Origin of the sequence: Mycobacterium sp. E3251, from assembly GCF_001666835.1 — a bacterium.
GTDB lineage: Bacteria > Actinomycetota > Actinomycetes > Mycobacteriales > Mycobacteriaceae > Mycobacterium.
Map to the genome: position 1 here is coordinate 11,450 of NZ_LZJF01000168.1, position 15,767 is coordinate 27,216.

The following is a 15,767-nucleotide window of genomic DNA, read 5'->3' on the forward strand; positions in this document are numbered from 1 at the left end:
GCCGGGCTTTACAAGGCCTTCCAATCGGGTCTGCGCTTCTCGAGGAAGGCCCGCGGCCCCTCGACGGCGTCCTTGGTCAGCGCGACCTTCATGCGATAGTTTTCGGCGAGCAGTTCGGCCTCATAGATCGGCAGCGTGAGGCCCTTGCGCACGGCCATCCGTGAACCTCGCACCGCCAGTGGCGCATTGGAATTGACGATGTCGGCGATCTCCCACGCTCGGGTCATCAATGAGTCGTGCGCGACTACCTCGGTGAAGATACCCAGGTCGTAGGCGCGCTGGGCCTCGAGTCGTTCGTGCTTGCCCATCAAGATCAAGCGCATCGCAACCGGGAGCGGCAGGATCCGGGCAAGCCGCACCCCTTCGCGCCCGGACGTCACTCCGATGCTGACATGCGGATCCATCAACGTTGCGCGCTCCGACGCGACGGTGATGTCCGCGGTCGTCACCAGGTCCAGTCCCGCTCCGCAGGCGATGCCGTTGACGGCGCAGATGATTGGCTTGGTCATCTGCAGCCACGGCGGCGTCGCCTCTTGGGGTGCGTCCCACTGCCGCATCGAGGCGAGGATGGGCTCGCCCTGATTGTCGATACCGGCGGCATTCTCCATGTCGTGGTCGGCCGCCTTATTGACGTCCGCTCCGACGCACAGGGCGCGTCCGGCGCCGGTGAGGATCACCGTCCAGATGTCCTGGGAACGTTCGATTTCGGAGTAGGCGTCGGACAATTCGGCGATCATCTCGTCGTTGATCGCATTGAGGACCTCAGGACGGTTGAGGGTCACACAAGCGGTGTGACCCCGCACCTCGACGCCAATCGTTTCGTAGTGCCTCACCTGATGCGCCCCCCACTCTCCAAAACGGTTGTGGCGGTTGGCCGAAATCCAAATATGTCCTGAAATCGATCGCAGAAGCGTGGCCAGACGTCGGGATTCAACAGGCGCGGTGGCATACCGCCGTCGAAGATCGTCTTCCACTGCGTGGCCGTGGCGACAGCGATATCGCGGGCTGCCTCGACCGTGATCCCCGCCGTATGTGGTGTCGCGACCACGTTGTCAAGATGCAGCAGCGGATTGTCCTGACGCGGCGGTTCCTGATGGAACACATCCAGGCCCGCCCCGGCGATGCCTCCACTGGTGAGCGCCTCGAGCAGCGCGGTTTCGTCATGGACGGGTCCACGCGCTGTCGTGATGAAGAACGCGGTCGGCTTCATCGCCGCGAACTGCGTCCTGCCGATGAGCCCCTCGGTCTCGCTGGTCAGCGGGCAGGTCACCTGGACGAAGTCGGAGCGCTCGAGGAGTTCGGCAAGCGCGACGACTCGCACCCCACGTGCTCGCGCGCTCGCCTCGTCGAGGTAGGGGTCGAAGACCAGGACCTCCATGTCGAACGGCGCGCACAGCTCAACCAGGCGACCGCCGATTGCCCCGAGCCCGACGACGCCAAGTGTTTTCCCCGTCAACTGACTGCCCCGCAACGCCATTCGGTCTCTCAGGGGGCCGGCTCGCAGCATCCGGTCGGCCGCCGTGATCTTCTTGGCCAGGTCGAGCATGAAGCCCAGCGCGTGCTCGGCGACCGCCTCCGCGCCCGGCCCGGAGTTGTTGCACACCGCAATTCCGGCGCGCGTGCACGCGTCCACATCGATGACGTCGTACCCTGCGCCTGCCGAGCACACGGCGAGAAGCTTCTCGCACCGCCGCAGCAAAGCCGGCCCGGCCAGCCACTGCGAACCGCCGGCGTAGCCAGCCACGTCCGTGCGGGTGGCGACCTGGTATCCGTGTGCGGATTCCAGGACGGCCCAGCTGTCCGTCTCGGCCGCCGTCAAGTCGAGCCTGACCAGATCGATGTCAGCGCTTTCGAGAATCTCCCCGGCGACGGGATCCGTCCACCGCTCGTAAACCAGGCGCGGACGAGCGCTCACGTGTTCTTGACTTTGGGTTTCGCCTGCGCCGCCTTGAACATGTCGGCCAGTTCGGCGTTGACGTTCTTGTAGTCGTTGCGGGCGATGGCGCCGTCGCGGCCCTCGACGACGTCGTACCCGAGGCGCAGGTCCTTGTTCTCCATGTGGAAATATTCACGGCCGATCGGCAGTCGGCGGTCTTCGCGCGGTACTTCCATCCACGCCCGCAGGAAGCAGCGTGCCTTCTTCGGGTCATTGCTGCTGACGAAGTCGGACCGCGAATGGCACATCGCGAAGTTGTTGGCCACCGCGGCCTCGCCGGATTCCAGTCGGAATTCGACCTGCTGCTCGACCAGGATGTTGCGCAGTAGATCCACCGCTTCGACCTCCTGCGGCGTGAACTCACGGCCCAGGGCGTGCATCGCGGGCAGGATGCTGCTGTAGGTGAAGTTGATGCATATCCGTCCGTCGATTTGGGAGAAGACGGGCACATCGTAGGGCGTCACGTCGGGCTGGTCGTCGGGCTGTTCGCTGCGCCGATGATGCGGGAAGCCCCGGTAGAGCACGTCGAGCAGATCCGGCCGTTCCGCGAGAACCCGGTTGTGTGCCGCGGGGCCGCTGGCGAACTGGCTCTCGCCGCCCTGCGCCGCCGGATACACGCACAGCAGCGAAAGGATGTCGGCGGCATCGTTGTGCATGGCCAACTCGGCCCGAGACTTGGTTCCACGGGCGGGTTGCACGCCGCCCGGCAGGATTTCCTCCTGCACGCGCACCATCCGGTGACCGAAGGAGTTGTTCGACACGAGATAGCCGAGGTGGGTACAGAAGGCCCAGTAGATTCGTTCGAGTTCCTCTATCGAGTGCTGTTCGACAGGAAACCCGCGGACGCAGGCCAGGCCCTTGCCGAACATCACATCCCGGTAGAGCCGGGCCAGATCGTCATCGAGGTCCGGGTGCCGAGCGTCCTCGGGCGTGATGTCATCCCGGTCCTTGTGTGCCGTCTTGGCCAGGATCGATTCCAGCGCAGCCACGTTGCGGGCCGACAGGTCGAAGGCGAAGTCCTCCTTGCTCGTGAAGTCGGCTCCGGTCCACGCCATCGTGTCAGTGACGGGTTCGGTATAGATGGCTGTCGGCATCCGGTCCTCCTGATGGATTGGCTCGGTTAGTGGTTTCGTCTCGTCAAATCGGTTCCCGCGGTGACTTGTCCAAGCTGCGGAGCGCCTCTGCGCGCGTTGTGGCCGCCTCCGTCATCATCCCGATGTCAGTCCCCGCCGAGATGAATCGCAATCCCAGTCCCACGAACCGCCTGAGCAGTTCAAGGGACTTTATTCCGGCCATCCCGAGCGCCACGCCGTGACTACGACAAGCCGCCGCCACCGATTCTACTGCACACTGGAAATGTTCATTCTCATACTGCCCGTGGATGCCCATTTCGGCCGTTAGATCGCTCGGTCCGACGAGGATCATGTCGATGCCTTCGACCGAGGCAATGGATTCGGCTGCACCGACGGCCTCCGGCGTCTCGATCATCACGGCCACGACCGTGCGTTGTTCGAGCACCTCCACCAGTTGCGGCGCCGCGCGCTGCTGGAATCCGCTGACCGCATTGGGGCCCGAGATCGACCGATGGCCGATCGGTGGGAACCGCGCGGCGTGGACGATGGATTCGGCCTCGGATTTTGAATTTACATGCGGGACAATGACTCCAACCGCCCCACCATCCAATACTCGTGCAATGACAGTAGGGTCGTGCGACGGCACCCGCACCAAACCGGAGATCCCCGCTCCGAGTGCGCTCATGCAAAGCATTTGCGCGCTTTCCAACGACGTGGATGTGTGTTCGAGATCGACATACACGGCGTCGTACCCGCATGCCGCCGCGACCGCGGGAACATCGGGGGTGCGTGAGTTGAGCAGAGCCAGGCACAGCACAAGCGATTGCCCCCGTAGGGCGTCCCGCAGCGCCGTCGTCATAGGCTCACGGTAGCCGACCGAGAATGTGGTTTCCATATTTCTGCGAACTGCCGTTATCGAGCGGACGACGGTGTGATAACCATGAGCTATGCCGTCGAATCGCGTCGCCATCGTGGGCGCAGCCCTTTCCGACTGCGGCCGCGTTCCCGACAAGACCGCCATGGCGCTGATGGCGCAGTCCTCGCGGCGTGCGGTTATCGATGCCGGCCTGACGAAGCAAGACATCGAAGGGTTCGGCGCTCATGGGGCGTTACTTCCGCCGGTCGAAGTCAGCGAGTATCTCGGCCTACAACCCGACTGGGTCGACGCGACCAATGTCGGAGGATCCTCGTGGGAAGTGATGGCGAGCCACGCCGCGGCCGCGATCGCGGCGGGCGAAATCGAGGTCGCCTTGCTGACCTACGGGTCCACCGCGCGCTCGGACGTCAAGCGCCGAGTGCGCGCGTCCGCCGCCGTGATGGGCACCGGCGGCGCCCTGCAGTATGAGGCGCCTTACGGGGCGACGTTGATCGCCAAGTACGCCATGGCAGCCAGGCGCCACATGATCGAATTCGGCACGACCGGCGAACAATTGGCGGAAGTCGCCGTCGCCGCCCACGAGTGGGCCGCCATGAACGAGATCGCGTTTGAGCGCGACCGCATCACTGTCGCGGACGTCGAGGCCGCACCGATGCTGGCCGACCCGTTCACCTCCAAGCATGTGTGTCTGCGCACCGACGGTGGTGGCGCGGTCGTCCTCGCGAGTGAACGGGTGGCGAAGGATTGTGCGAAAGAGCCGATCTGGATTCTCGGGTCGGCCGACGCGACATCCCACGTGAGCATGAGCCAATGGCCCGATTTCACGACGTCGGCAGCCGCCCGCTCGGGCCCTCGGGCATTCGCGCAGGCGGGTGTCGCTCCGGCTGACATCGATGTGTGCCAGCTCTACGACTCCTTCACGTCCACTGTGCTGCTGACCGTGGAGGATCTCGGCTTCTGCGCCAAGGGCGAAGGTGGACCATTCATCGCGTCCGGTGCGCTGCGCCCGGGCGGGGCGCTGCCAACCAACACCGACGGAGGCGGGCTCGCCTCCTGCCATCCCGGTATGCGCGGGATGTTCCTCATGGTCGAGGCGGTCCGGCAGTTGCGGGGCGAATGCGGACCGCGCCAAGTGAGCGGGGCCAATTTGGCCTGCGTCCACGCGATGGGCGGCTTCTTCACCCACAGCGCCACGATGATTCTCGGGAGGCAGTGATGACCGCGCCCGATCGGCCCACGATCGACACCGACGGCCAAGCCTGGTGGACCGCCACGCAAGGCCGCAGGCTGATGGTCAACCATTGCCGCTCATGCGGCCGGGTCTCGCTGTACGCACGACCCTTCTGCCCGCACTGTTGGTGCGAGGACGTCGAGCTGACGTCGGCCACCGGGCGCGCGCGGCTGTACACCTGGAGCGTCATCCGCCAGAACGCCGCGCCCTTCGACACCCGCACTCCCTACGTACTGGCCATGGTGGACCTCGAGGAAGGACCACGGCTCATGACGGTCGTGGAGGACTGCGCTGTCGAAGACCTGCGCGCAGACATGGATCTGGTGCTCGCTTTCCGCGAAGACGACGACGGATTCGTCGTGCCGGTTTTCCGGCCCGAAACCGCCTAGAATCCGGTGACCGCGCCCGTCAACCCGTAGTGGCGAGACGGTCGGCGATCAGCCGCCGTCGCCCGGCCGAGCGCGCGTCGAGCTTGGTCCGGTCGATCTTGCCGTTGGCATTGACGGGCAGCGGCTCGTCCCACAACACCAGCTCTTCTGGCAGTTTGTATTTCGGCAGGCCCTCGGAGAGGAGAGCTTCGGCGACCTCGGCCAGTGTCATCTCGACGTCGGGCTCGAGGACGATTGCCATAGTCAGCCGCTCGCCTGTGGTGTCGTCGGCGACCGCATAGGCGGCACATTCGCGGACCCCAGCTATCCGCGACACCGCCTCCTCCACTTCGGCGGCCGGGATCTTCAGCCCGTTGCGGATCACGATGTCCTTGATCCGGCCGACGATGCGCACCCGCCCGCCGACAATCTCCGCCACATCGCCGGTGCGGAACCACTCGCCGTCGAACGCCAGCTCGTCGTCGGCGGCATCGGTATAACCGAGGAAAGTGTGCGGACCCTTGATGCAGCAATCGGTGGGTTCGGCTTCGGATCCGATGCGGACGTCGACGTCGTCGAGCGGCAGTCCGTCATCGGCATGGCGCACGATCCGCGGTTCGCCCCGCAGACCGGACGTGCTGACCGGCACCTCCGAGGACCCGTACGCACGCATGACGACGATGCCGAAATCGCGTTCGACGCGTTCGACGATCCGCCGATCCAAAGTCGTGCCACCGAGATAGACCGCGCGCAGCGGGACCGCGGCATCGCGCGCGGCGGCCTCGTCGAGTAGGCGGTCGAGCAGCCGGTCGGGGCCGCCGTACCAGGTCGCACCCGAAGTGACCAGCAGGTCACACGTCGCCGACGGGTCCCAACGGTCCTCGAGGATCACCGGTATCGCGAGCATCGGACCGATGAACAACGCTTGCACTACCCCGGTGACCGAGGCGAGCGGGCTGATCAAAAAGATCCGGTCTTCTGCGCCCAGACCTGCTGCCGCGACGTAGTTCGCCGAAGCCTTGGCCAATGTGCTCAGCGAGTGGATCACGCCCTTGGGTCGAGACGTCGTACCCGAGGTGTAGAGCACGATGGATGGTTCGTCGGCGGGCCGCGCAGGGCGCGGCGATTCGGCGCCCACGCGGTCACCGTCGCCAAGTTCGATCCAACGACAAAGCCCGGATAGTTCGGGCTGGCTGATCGTGGTCCAGTTGGGCGCCGCGCCGACCGGCGCTCGGGTGCGGGCGATGATGTCGGCGAGTTGCTTTGGCCCGGCGCTGCGCGGCACGAGCAGGACCAGCGCGTCCACCCGCAGTGCCGCGTGGACCGCGACCACCGAGTCCACGTCGTTACCGACCACCAAGACGATCGCGCCGCCCCGGACGGCGCCGGCGTCGGCCATGGCCAGGGCGGCGGAATCGATGCGCTTGTCCAGCTCACCGTAAGTGAGCTCGGCGCCTCGGTCCACCACGGCGGGGCGGCCCGGATGCCGCGCGGCAGCGGACCGCACCATGTCAACCGGGTCCCCGGTCCAGAAGCCGGCCGCGCGGTAGCGGTGCCGCAGCGCTTCGGCACGCCGCTGCGCACGCCGCAGCAATTCAGTGGGGCCGGTCATGGATGTCCTTCCGATGCAAATTACTGCTCTCGATTCAGTAAATGTAACCTCTCACGCATGGAGTCAATGACTTTCGATAATCAGGTGGCCATCGTCACCGGTGCCGGTGGCGGGCTTGGCCGCTGTCACGCCCTCGAGCTGGCCCGGCGTGGCGCCCGAGTCGTGGTGAACGACCTGGGCAGCAGTGTGGACGGCAGCGGCGCGTCGACGTCGGCGGCCCAATCCGTCGTCGACGAGATCACGGCCGCGGGTGGCAGCGCGATCGCCAACGGTGACTCGGTGGCCACCGAGGAGGGCGGCGCGGCGATCGTCGCGGCGGCGATGGACGCCTTCGGTCAGGTGGACATTCTGGTCAACAATGCGGGAATTCTGCGCGACGCAGCGTTCAAGAACATGACCGCCGAGCAGGTCGACGCGGTCATAGCGGTACACCTGGCCGGCGCCTTCAACGTGACACGGGCGGTGTGGCCGATCATGCGGGCGCAGAATTACGGACGAATCGTTCAGACCACTTCTGGCACTGGGCTTTTCGGCAATTTCGGCCAGGCAAACTACGGCGCCGCGAAGATGGGCCTCGTCGGCATGATGCACGTCCTCGCCATCGAGGGTGCCCGCAATGGCATCGCGATCAACGCGATCGCCCCCATCGCGCGAACGCGGATGACCGAGGACATCATGGGTGAGGCCGGCAAGGCCATGCATCCCGAGCTTGTCACCCCTGTGGTGGTCTACCTGTGCCATCCGACGTGCGACCGAACCGCGCACATCTACTCGGTCGGCGCCGGGAAGGTGTCACGGGTGTTCATCGGCGTCACCAAGGGAATCGAAGACACCGCCTTGACCGCCGAGTCCGTGGCGTCGTCGATCGACGAGATCGACGACAGCGCCACGTTCACCATTCGGGGCGGACCCACCGCCGCCTAGCGGGAGCCGGTCAGCGACCGAGAAACTTGGGCTCTCGACGTTCCGCGAACGAGGCGAGGCCCTCTTGGAGGTCGGCGGTGTGCGACACCACCTCCTGGGCCCAGGCCTCCTGCTCGAATGCGCGGTGTCGATCCGACTCCGACGACACCGACAACAGCCGTTTGGTCAGGGCCAGCATCACCGTCGGGCCCGCCGCCAGCCGTACCGCGAATTCCTCGGCGACCGCGCGGGTGTCTTCCGGTGCGGTCACGCGATTGACCAGCCCGAGCTTCTCGCAGGTGGCGGCATCGACCGGTTCACCGAGCATCAAGAGTTCGGTGGCCTTGCGCAGACCGACGATTCTCGTCAGGAGGTGGATGGCCCCCGAATCGGGCAGGATGCCGCGGTGCACAAACGCCTCAACGAGCCTGGCCTGCGCCGACATCACCACCAGATCGGATGCCATTACCAAGCTGGCGCCGGCGCCCGCCGCCGTACCGTTGACGGCGGCCACGACAGGTTTGTCGCAATCCAGCATCGAGGAAATCAATCGCTGCCAGCCTTGCTGGAGCATGCGAGCGATGTCACCGGGCCGCTTGTCCGCTATGGGTTTCGATTGCGGATCAGCGCTTGCCGTCTGTGACGGCAAACCGGCGCCGGTACAGAAATGCCGGTCACCCGTTGCGCTCAGCAGCACGGCACGCACGTCAGACCGGTCATGGGCCAGGGTGAAAGCATCGTTGAGCGCCTGACGTGCGAAGGGCGACAACGAATTTCCGGCATCAGCGCGGTCGATGGTGATTCGTAGTACCCCGTCGTCGCCGACGGCCACCAGGATGCCCGATGTTTGCTCGCTCATATCCTCATCCCTGCGTTAACGGCGTTTCCGCTTTTCGGGTATCTTAATTTCCATGCCGGAAACCGGTCAGATTACCGACGAGGGGTTGGCCCGGTTGCGGGCCACCATCGGGATCACAGTTCCGCACACTCAGCCGCCGCACTACTTCAGACCGAACGAAGACTGCTTCCGCCACGTGGCGGAGAGCTACGGCGACGCCAACCCGTTGTGGACCGACGCGGAGTACGCCGCCAAATCCGTATGGGGCGAGTCGATCGCGCCACCCGCGCTCGTCGGGGGCGACACCTTGATAGGTGAGGACGAGGTGACCACGCTCTCCGACGAAGACCGCGCGCTGACCAAGGGTGACCCCTTGCGCGGCGTTCACGCCTTCTACGCGTCCTCGTCGCGTGAGTGGTGGGCGCCGCTGCGGGCCAATCATCGCGTTTTCCGGCGCAACGCTCTGGTCGCGGCCCTGGACAAGAGCAGCGAATTCGCCGATCGGGCCATCCACGAGTGGTCGGCACAGGTGTTTCGAGACGACGAAGACGTCATCTTGGGTGCGCAGTACCGCAACATGATCCGCACCGAACGCAGCAAGGCACGCGGCCGCAAGAAGTACGAGGCCGTCGAACTGAAGTCGTGGACGCCGGACGAGATCGCGGAATTGGACGAGAGATACGCGCGCGAAACCCCGCGTGGCGCCGAACCGCGATGGTGGGAGGACGTTGCCGAGGGTGACGACATCGGCGCCCTGACAAAGGGACCGCTGACGGTCACCGACATGGTCTGCTGGCACGTCGGCATGGGGACCGGCATGTATGGGGTGCGGCCCCTGCGACTGGCATGGCGCAATCGGCAGCGCATCCCCCGTTTCTACACGCCCAACGAATACGGTGTGCCGGATGCGCAGCAGCGCGTGCACTGGGAACCGGAGGCAGCCCGCAATGCGGGTAACCCCACCACCTTCGACTACGGCCGGATGCGCGAGACGTGGCTCATTCATCTGTGCACCGACTGGATGGGTGACGACGGCTGGCTGTGGAAGCTCGCCTGCGAATTCCGGCTCTTCAACTACGTCGGCGATCTGCACACCATCACCGGGACGGTGGTCCGCAAGTACCTCGCCGAGGACGATCGTCCGGCCGTCGATCTCGAGTTGGCGGCGACGAATCATCGTGGCCAGATCACGGCGCCGGGCACGGCCACGATTCTGCTCCCCAGCCGCGAACACGGACCCGTCCGACTACCCGATCCCCCTGGGCGGGCGACCAACCTCGCGGACCTGCTCACCGCCGTGGCCGCACGATTCGCCGAAACCTGAGCCCATGACTTACGACAGCGTGCCCGGTCTCAAGGCGGAACAACACGGTGCGGTCTTGCAATTGAGGTTGGACCGCGAGGATCGCCGCAACGCAGTCAACGACGTCATGCTCGACGCGATGATCGCGCATTTCGCCGCCGCGGGTATCGACGAGTCCGTCCGCGTCATCAGGATCGACGCCGCGGGACCCGACTTCTGCGCCGGGTCCGACCTGATCGCCAACAACACCCGCTCCGAGCGAAAGCCCAGGGTGGGCAGCACACAGCGCCGGCTGCCCAACAAAGCGAACCGGTTGATCCCGTTGATGCTCGAGACTCAGGTGCCCATCGTGTCCGTAGTGCGGGGCTGGGCCGCCGGGCTCGGATTCCACATCGCACTGGCCTCCGACTTCTGTGTCGCCGCCGAGGATGCGCGGTTCTGGGAACCGTTCATGGCCCGCGGTTTCACCCCCGACAGCGGCGCGGCCTGGCTGCTGCCACGTCTGATCGGCCTGGTCCGCACCCGGCAGCTGCTGATGCTGGGCAAGGAGATCACCGGAACCACCGCTGCCGAGTGGAACATCATCCACGCCGCCGCCCCGGTCGACGAATTGGAGGCCGCGGCAAGCGAACTGATTGCCGGCCTTGGTGATGCGCCCACGGTGGCGCTGGGCCTCACCAAGTGGCTGCTGCACAGCGGCAACGGCCTCGACCTCGACCGGCACCTGCAGAACGAGGCGATGGCGCTCGAGTTGTCGAGCCGCAGCGAGGATTTCAAAGAGGGGCTGGCCGCCTTTCGCGACAGACGTGACGCGAAGTTCCAAGGGCGTTAGACGATCATGAGCCCGCTGCCGATCAGTGAGACGACCAGCGCCGCAGATGCGGTCGCCGCGGTCGAGCAATGGGTCGACAGGGAGGTACCCGCCTCCTGGCGCAGGGCAGCCGCCGAGGGTCCAGCTGCTCTGCGTGCGGTGCGTAGCGCCACAGAGTATCGACAGTGGTATCCGGTCTTCGCCGCGTCCGGTCTTGTCGTGCCGACCTGGGCGCGGGAATACGGCGGTCTGGGTATCGGCAATGAGGTCGCCCGGGCGATCGATCAGGTATTGCGCCCGCTGCGGCTGTCCCGGCTGAACCCGTTGGGGCTCAACAATGCTGCGGCAGCGCTGTTCAGCCACGGCACCGAAGAGCAACGGCTGCGCTTCCTGCCGCCGATCGTGCGCAACGAGGAGAAATGGTGTCAGCTCTTCAGCGAGCCGGGCGCCGGGTCGGACCTCGCATCGTTGGCAACGCGGGCGGTTCGGGACGCGGACGAGTGGGTGATTTCGGGCCAAAAGGTTTGGACTACGTGGGCCGACGAGGCCGCCTTCGCGATCCTGCTCGCGAGAACCGATCCGGAGGCGCCCAAACACAAGGGCATCACATACTTCCTGCTCGACATGCATCAACCCGGCGTCGAGGTCCGACCGCTACGCCAGATCACCGGCGAGGCGGAGTTCAACGAGGTCTTCATCGACAATGCCCGGATCCCTGACGCGCACCGGGTAGGCGAGGTCAACGACGGCTGGCGGGTCAGCGCGTCGACGTTGTCCAGCGAGCGACAGATGGTTTCGGGCTCCGGCTCTGGGGGCATGGGCCGGCTCGGTGGCTCCGGCGCCGACCGCCTGATCGTCCTGGCGCGCGAGACCGGCCGATGGAGCGATCCGGTCGTCCGGGACAAGATCATGCGGTTGTGGGCCCAGGAGCAGATCCGTGGCTGGACCAATGACCTCGTCAGGGCGGCGCTTTCGGCCGGCCAGTCCCCGGGAGCCGCATCATCGATCGGCAAAGTGCACCAGGCCACGCTGAACCAACAAATCCAGGACCTCATGGTGGATTTGCTGGGAACCGACGCGGTCGCTTGGCCGGCGACCGACGACCCGGACTCCCTGCCCCGCGATGTTCACGGCATGCTGCGCAGCCTCGCGAACGGGACCGAGGGAGGCACCACCGACATCAACAAGAACATCCTGGGCGAGCGTGTGCTCGGGCTTCCCAGGGAGCCCGACCCCTGGAAGGGCAAGCCTTGGAAGGATATTCCGCGCTCGTGAGCACTTACCAGCGGTTGATCGTGGAGAAGTCCGATGGGATCGGCTGGCTCATCCTGAACAGGCCGGACGCGGGCAACGCCTTCGATTCGTTGATGCTCGACGAACTGGAGATCGCCTGGGCCGACCTGGATGCCGATCCCGGTGTCCGGGTGATCGTCAACACGGCCAACGGCAAGGCGTTCTGCACCGGCATGGACGTGGTGCAGGTTGCGCGCAACAAGGAGGCGATGCGCCGGCATTCACGTCGGACCCGGGACGCGGAGCTCAAGATTTCGTCGTGGCACTGCGGAGTGTGGAAGCCGGTGATCGCGGCCGTCAACGGTGTTTGCGCGGGCGGCGGTCTGCATCTGGTGGCCGACGCCGACATCGTGATCGCGGCCGAGCAGGCGTCGTTCGTCGACCCGCACGTGTCGCTCGGCCAGGCCGTCGCCTATGAGGCGATCACGCTGCTTCGCAAGTCACCGATGGAAGCAATTACTCGAATGGCGTTGAGCGGCAATGGCGAACGCATCTCGGCACACCGCGCCTACGAGTTGGGCATCGTGTCCGAGGTGGTAGCCGCCGATCGCCTCCGCGCCGCGGCGGGGCGGCTCGCCACCGCGATCGCCGAAAATTCGCCGACCGCTTTGCGCGCCACCAAGAAGGCGTTGTGGCGTTCCCTGGACGTCGGCATGACGCAGGCCCGTGGGGAGGCCGCCGAGCGGATCTGGCAGCTCCGCAATCACCCGGATCACGGCGAGGGCGCCAGGGCATGGCGCGAGAAGCGCACGCCGCGGTGGCACCCGTTGTCGGACACGGTGGAAGCGTCATGACATACCAAAGGTTGGTCGTCGAGCGGCGCGGGCCGGTCGGCTGGATCATCAACGACCGGCCGGAACGGCTCAACGCCTACGACGCCGTGATGCGCGAGGAATTCCCCAGGGCGTGGGCGGAACTGAACGCCGACCCCGATGTTCGCGTGATCGTGCACACCGGCAACGGGCGGGCGTTCCAGGTGGGCGCCGACGTCGAGGAGCTCGACGGCGAGGCCGTGCTGCAGTTTCAGGAGACCATGCGCACACTGGACCTCAAGTTGACGGCGTGGCACTGCAATGTCGAGAAGCCGGTCATCACTGCCGTCAACGGGGTGTGCGCCGGCGGCGGGCTGCACTGGGTGGCCGACGCCGACGTCGTCATCGCGTCGTCGGATGCGAGCTTCGTCGATCCGCACGTGTCGATCGGTCAGGTCAGCGCCTTGGAAACCATCGCGCTGATGCGCAAGATGCCGGCCGAGGCCGTGCTGCGGATGGCTCTGGTAGGCAGCCACGAACGGCTCAGCGCCCAACGCGCGTACCAGCTCGGCATGATCAGCCAGGTCGTGGATCCGCCCGAAAAGCTGCGCGACGTCGCCCAGGAGCTGGCCGAGAAGATCGCCAGAAACTCGCCCGCCGCGATGCGCGCCACCAAGCGTGCGCTGTGGGGCGCACTCGAATACGGCCTGACCGATGCGTGCCGGGAAGGTGCGAAGCACCTGACATCGATGTGGGGCCATCCCGACCAGAACGAGGGCCCCCTTGCCTTCGCGGACAGGCGAACTCCGAATTGGGCTCCGTTGGAGGCTGATTCGTGAGTCTCGCCGACCTGTTGAACGGCCTGCCGGAGGTCGCCGTGCACGTGCTGGGTGCCGACAAGAACGCCGTGTCGCGTGACGATCTGGTCACCAGTGCCGACCAGCTGGGCGCGCTGCTCACCGAGTGCGGACTGACGCAGGGCCAGGTCGTGGCCGCCATGCTGCCCAACGACGCGATCACCGTCGCCGCGCTCTTCGGCACGTGGCTGGCCGCCGGGGTGTACACACCGCTGAACCCGAGGGCGGCCGACGCCGAGCTCGCAGCCCAGCTGAAGACATTGCGTCCCGTTGCCGTCATCACGACGCCCGCCCTCGCGCAACGTTTCTCGACCTTTGACATCTCGGTCATCACCGGCGATGCATTGGCCTGGGCCATTACGCGAAAGTGCGACCAACCGGCAGCGGCACGGCCCTACGACGGCGATGTGGCACTGTTGCAGTTCACCTCCGGCACCACGGGCCCGCCGAAGCCGGTGCCGCTTCGGCACACCACGGTGCTCGACCTGATCGACCGGCTGTTGGCGAAACTTCGTGGGACGAAAGCCACTACCGACGCACCGAAGCGTCCGCCGATGCCGAACCTCGTGCCGTTGTCGTTGTCGTTGTGGGCGGGTATCTACCAGGTGCTGTTCGCGTTCCGGGCGGGTTCGGGCGTGGTGCTGATGGAGCGATTCTCCCCGTCGGACTTCGCCGCGCTGGTTCGGCGGCACCAATTGCGATCCACGGTACTGCCGCCTGCGGCGCTCACCATGGTGTTGCACGACGACTCGGTCACCGACTTGTCGCCGCTGAAGATCGTGCGGTCGATCACCGCTCCCCTGTCACCCGTTCAAGCTGCCCGCTTCAGGGACAAGTTCGGGGTGATCGTGCTGAACTCCTACGGCCAAACGGAACTCGGCGGTGAAGTGGTGGGCTGGTCGGCAGCCGATGCCCGCGAGTGGGGAGAGACCAAACTCGGCTCGGTGGGGCGGCCTCTGCCCGGCATCGACGTCACCATTGCCGATGACGAGGTGATGGTGCGCACGCCGACGACGGCGGCGCGCAACATCGATCCGGCGTTCCTCGACCGGCTCACGGATGACGGCTGGTTTCACACCGGCGATTTGGGCTGGTTCGACGACGACGGGTTCCTCTGGCTCGACGGCCGGGTGTCCGACATGATCAACCGCGGCGGTCTCAAGGTTTTTCCGGGCACCGTCGAAGACGTCATCCTCGCCGCCGGCGGGGTGCGGGATGCCGCCGTCGTGGGCATCCCCGATGAGCGGCTCGGCGAGGTGCCTTGGGCATTCGTCGTGCGACGTGATCAGGCCGTGACAGAAGAGAGCCTCACCGAGTGGTGCCGGGATCGATTGACGCCGTACCGCGTGCCTGTGCGATTCGTGTTCGTCGATCGGCTGCCGCGCAACGACGTCGGCAAGGTGGTCAAGCGTGAGCTCGCCGCCATGGCCAATGCGTGAACCTGAACCGGCAAATCACACATTTAGATAATCCGGATTCTCTAAATTGAGAATGCTGCTAACATTCTAGGAAGGTTTGCGTTCGAACCCAGCGACCGCCGGAGTCAGGAGCCAGGGATGTGATCGAGGAATTGGTGCGGATGGCGGTCACCTGGGGTGTCATGTGCGCACTGGTCGCCTTCTTTTACTGGATGTTGTCGAACATCGGCACGTTCTGACCGCAGCGGTGGGCCCCTCCCGGATCCCTCCGGCAGTGCGGACAGCGCTTGCGCGAGATCGCCGAGGTGCGCATGGCCTCACCCGCATTTGACCAGCAAGGAGGAATCAGCGCGGTGGACGAACAGGATCGTCGGCGTCGACGCGGGCTCATCGTCTTCCAGGTCTGGATATACGGCGTGCTGCTGACGATGTTTCTCATCCAGCTTTCGATGTTGCTCACCAGAGATTGGTAGCCCATGCGATCGCCCTCTGCGA

At 65.7% G+C, this 15,767-nt stretch carries 16 protein-coding genes; 10 read left to right on the top strand and 6 right to left on the bottom strand.

Annotated features, from left to right (window positions below; genetic code table 11):
* Nucleotides 1-8 precede the first annotated feature (8 nt).
* From A5697_RS20955 to A5697_RS20970, 4 genes are read right to left on the bottom strand one after another with little or no spacing between them, the layout of a single operon-like run.
* The gene (locus tag A5697_RS20955) at nucleotides 9-833 is read right to left on the bottom strand and encodes an enoyl-CoA hydratase/isomerase family protein (protein ID WP_068011898.1); all 825 of its coding nucleotides are present in this window, start codon (nucleotides 831-833) and stop codon (nucleotides 9-11) included.
* Entirely contained in the window at nucleotides 830-1,915 is a 1,086-nt protein-coding gene (locus A5697_RS20960) for a hydroxyacid dehydrogenase (protein WP_068011899.1), read from the bottom strand. The genes A5697_RS20955 and A5697_RS20960 overlap by 4 nt, the downstream gene beginning before the upstream one ends.
* Complete coding sequence (locus tag A5697_RS20965) at nucleotides 1,912-3,030, bottom strand: TauD/TfdA family dioxygenase (RefSeq protein ID WP_068011900.1); 1,119 nt, start codon at nucleotides 3,028-3,030, stop codon at nucleotides 1,912-1,914. The genes A5697_RS20960 and A5697_RS20965 overlap by 4 nt, the downstream gene beginning before the upstream one ends.
* Nucleotides 3,031-3,073: 43 nt before the next feature.
* Nucleotides 3,074-3,904, bottom strand: a complete 831-nt coding sequence (locus tag A5697_RS20970) for an HpcH/HpaI aldolase/citrate lyase family protein (RefSeq protein ID WP_068011901.1) — start codon at nucleotides 3,902-3,904, stop codon at nucleotides 3,074-3,076.
* Nucleotides 3,905-3,956: 52 nt separating this feature from the next.
* Here A5697_RS20970 and A5697_RS20975 point away from each other — a divergent pair, with 52 nt between their 5' ends.
* A complete protein-coding gene (locus tag A5697_RS20975; protein ID WP_068011902.1) occupies nucleotides 3,957-5,102 on the top strand; it encodes an acetyl-CoA acetyltransferase in 1,146 nt (381 codons plus the stop codon).
* Nucleotides 5,102-5,506 (top strand): Zn-ribbon domain-containing OB-fold protein, encoded by a 405-nt coding sequence (locus A5697_RS20980; protein ID WP_068011903.1) that lies wholly within the window; start codon nucleotides 5,102-5,104, stop codon nucleotides 5,504-5,506. Before A5697_RS20975 ends, A5697_RS20980 begins: the two co-directional genes overlap by 1 nt.
* 19 nt (nucleotides 5,507-5,525) lie before the next feature.
* Here the strand turns inward: A5697_RS20980 and A5697_RS20985 are convergent, their stop codons facing one another.
* Nucleotides 5,526-7,046, bottom strand: a complete 1,521-nt coding sequence (locus tag A5697_RS20985) for a class I adenylate-forming enzyme family protein (RefSeq protein ID WP_082953524.1) — start codon at nucleotides 7,044-7,046, stop codon at nucleotides 5,526-5,528.
* Between the two features lie 108 nt (nucleotides 7,047-7,154).
* On the opposite strand from A5697_RS20985, the gene A5697_RS20990 reads away from it, so the two are divergent.
* Complete coding sequence (locus tag A5697_RS20990; protein WP_068011905.1) at nucleotides 7,155-8,021, top strand: SDR family NAD(P)-dependent oxidoreductase; 867 nt, start codon at nucleotides 7,155-7,157, stop codon at nucleotides 8,019-8,021.
* 10 nt (nucleotides 8,022-8,031) lie between these two features.
* Here A5697_RS20990 and A5697_RS20995 read toward each other — a convergent pair whose 3' ends face one another.
* A complete protein-coding gene (locus A5697_RS20995; protein ID WP_068011906.1) occupies nucleotides 8,032-8,859 on the bottom strand; it encodes an enoyl-CoA hydratase/isomerase family protein in 828 nt (275 codons plus the stop codon).
* A 52-nt stretch (nucleotides 8,860-8,911) separates the two neighbouring features.
* On the opposite strand from A5697_RS20995, the gene A5697_RS21000 reads away from it, so the two are divergent.
* The 7 genes from A5697_RS21000 (at nucleotide 8,912) to A5697_RS21030 (ending at nucleotide 15,745) form a co-directional block, all read left to right on the top strand.
* A complete protein-coding gene (locus A5697_RS21000; RefSeq protein ID WP_068011907.1) occupies nucleotides 8,912-10,162 on the top strand; it encodes a hypothetical protein in 1,251 nt (416 codons plus the stop codon).
* A gap of 4 nt (nucleotides 10,163-10,166) precedes the next feature.
* A complete protein-coding gene (locus A5697_RS21005; protein WP_068011908.1) occupies nucleotides 10,167-10,973 on the top strand; it encodes an enoyl-CoA hydratase/isomerase family protein in 807 nt (268 codons plus the stop codon).
* A gap of 6 nt (nucleotides 10,974-10,979) precedes the next feature.
* Nucleotides 10,980-12,227, top strand: coding sequence for an acyl-CoA dehydrogenase family protein (locus A5697_RS21010; RefSeq protein WP_068011909.1), 1,248 nt, complete (start codon nucleotides 10,980-10,982; stop codon nucleotides 12,225-12,227).
* A complete protein-coding gene (locus A5697_RS21015) occupies nucleotides 12,224-13,039 on the top strand; it encodes an enoyl-CoA hydratase/isomerase family protein (RefSeq protein WP_068011910.1) in 816 nt (271 codons plus the stop codon). The genes A5697_RS21010 and A5697_RS21015 overlap by 4 nt, the downstream gene beginning before the upstream one ends.
* Complete coding sequence (locus A5697_RS21020) at nucleotides 13,036-13,836, top strand: enoyl-CoA hydratase/isomerase family protein (RefSeq protein WP_068011911.1); 801 nt, start codon at nucleotides 13,036-13,038, stop codon at nucleotides 13,834-13,836. Before A5697_RS21015 ends, A5697_RS21020 begins: the two co-directional genes overlap by 4 nt.
* Nucleotides 13,833-15,293, top strand: coding sequence for a class I adenylate-forming enzyme family protein (locus tag A5697_RS21025; RefSeq protein WP_068011912.1), 1,461 nt, complete (start codon nucleotides 13,833-13,835; stop codon nucleotides 15,291-15,293). The genes A5697_RS21020 and A5697_RS21025 overlap by 4 nt, the downstream gene beginning before the upstream one ends.
* Before the next feature lie 266 nt (nucleotides 15,294-15,559).
* The gene (locus tag A5697_RS21030) at nucleotides 15,560-15,745 is read left to right on the top strand and encodes a hypothetical protein (RefSeq protein ID WP_068011913.1); all 186 of its coding nucleotides are present in this window, start codon (nucleotides 15,560-15,562) and stop codon (nucleotides 15,743-15,745) included.
* Nucleotides 15,746-15,767: the final 22 nt, after the last annotated feature.

What these genes read in the sequence shown, in the direction of transcription:
- A5697_RS20975 (WP_068011902.1), top strand. Translation starts at nt 3,957, where the DNA reads ATGCCGTCGAATCGCGTCGCCATCGTGGGCGCAGCCCTTTCCGACTGC.
- A5697_RS21005 (WP_068011908.1), top strand. Translation starts at nt 10,167, where the DNA reads ATGACTTACGACAGCGTGCCCGGTCTCAAGGCGGAACAACACGGTGCG.
- A5697_RS20970 (WP_068011901.1), bottom strand. Translation starts at nt 3,904, where the DNA reads ATGGAAACCACATTCTCGGTCGGCTACCGTGAGCCTATGACGACGGCG.
- A5697_RS20990 (WP_068011905.1), top strand. Translation starts at nt 7,155, where the DNA reads ATGGAGTCAATGACTTTCGATAATCAGGTGGCCATCGTCACCGGTGCC.
- A5697_RS21020 (WP_068011911.1), top strand. Translation starts at nt 13,036, where the DNA reads ATGACATACCAAAGGTTGGTCGTCGAGCGGCGCGGGCCGGTCGGCTGG.
- A5697_RS20995 (WP_068011906.1), bottom strand. Translation starts at nt 8,859, where the DNA reads ATGAGCGAGCAAACATCGGGCATCCTGGTGGCCGTCGGCGACGACGGG.
- A5697_RS20980 (WP_068011903.1), top strand. Translation starts at nt 5,102, where the DNA reads ATGACCGCGCCCGATCGGCCCACGATCGACACCGACGGCCAAGCCTGG.
- A5697_RS21000 (WP_068011907.1), top strand. Translation starts at nt 8,912, where the DNA reads ATGCCGGAAACCGGTCAGATTACCGACGAGGGGTTGGCCCGGTTGCGG.
- A5697_RS21010 (WP_068011909.1), top strand. Translation starts at nt 10,980, where the DNA reads ATGAGCCCGCTGCCGATCAGTGAGACGACCAGCGCCGCAGATGCGGTC.
- A5697_RS20965 (WP_068011900.1), bottom strand. Translation starts at nt 3,030, where the DNA reads ATGCCGACAGCCATCTATACCGAACCCGTCACTGACACGATGGCGTGG.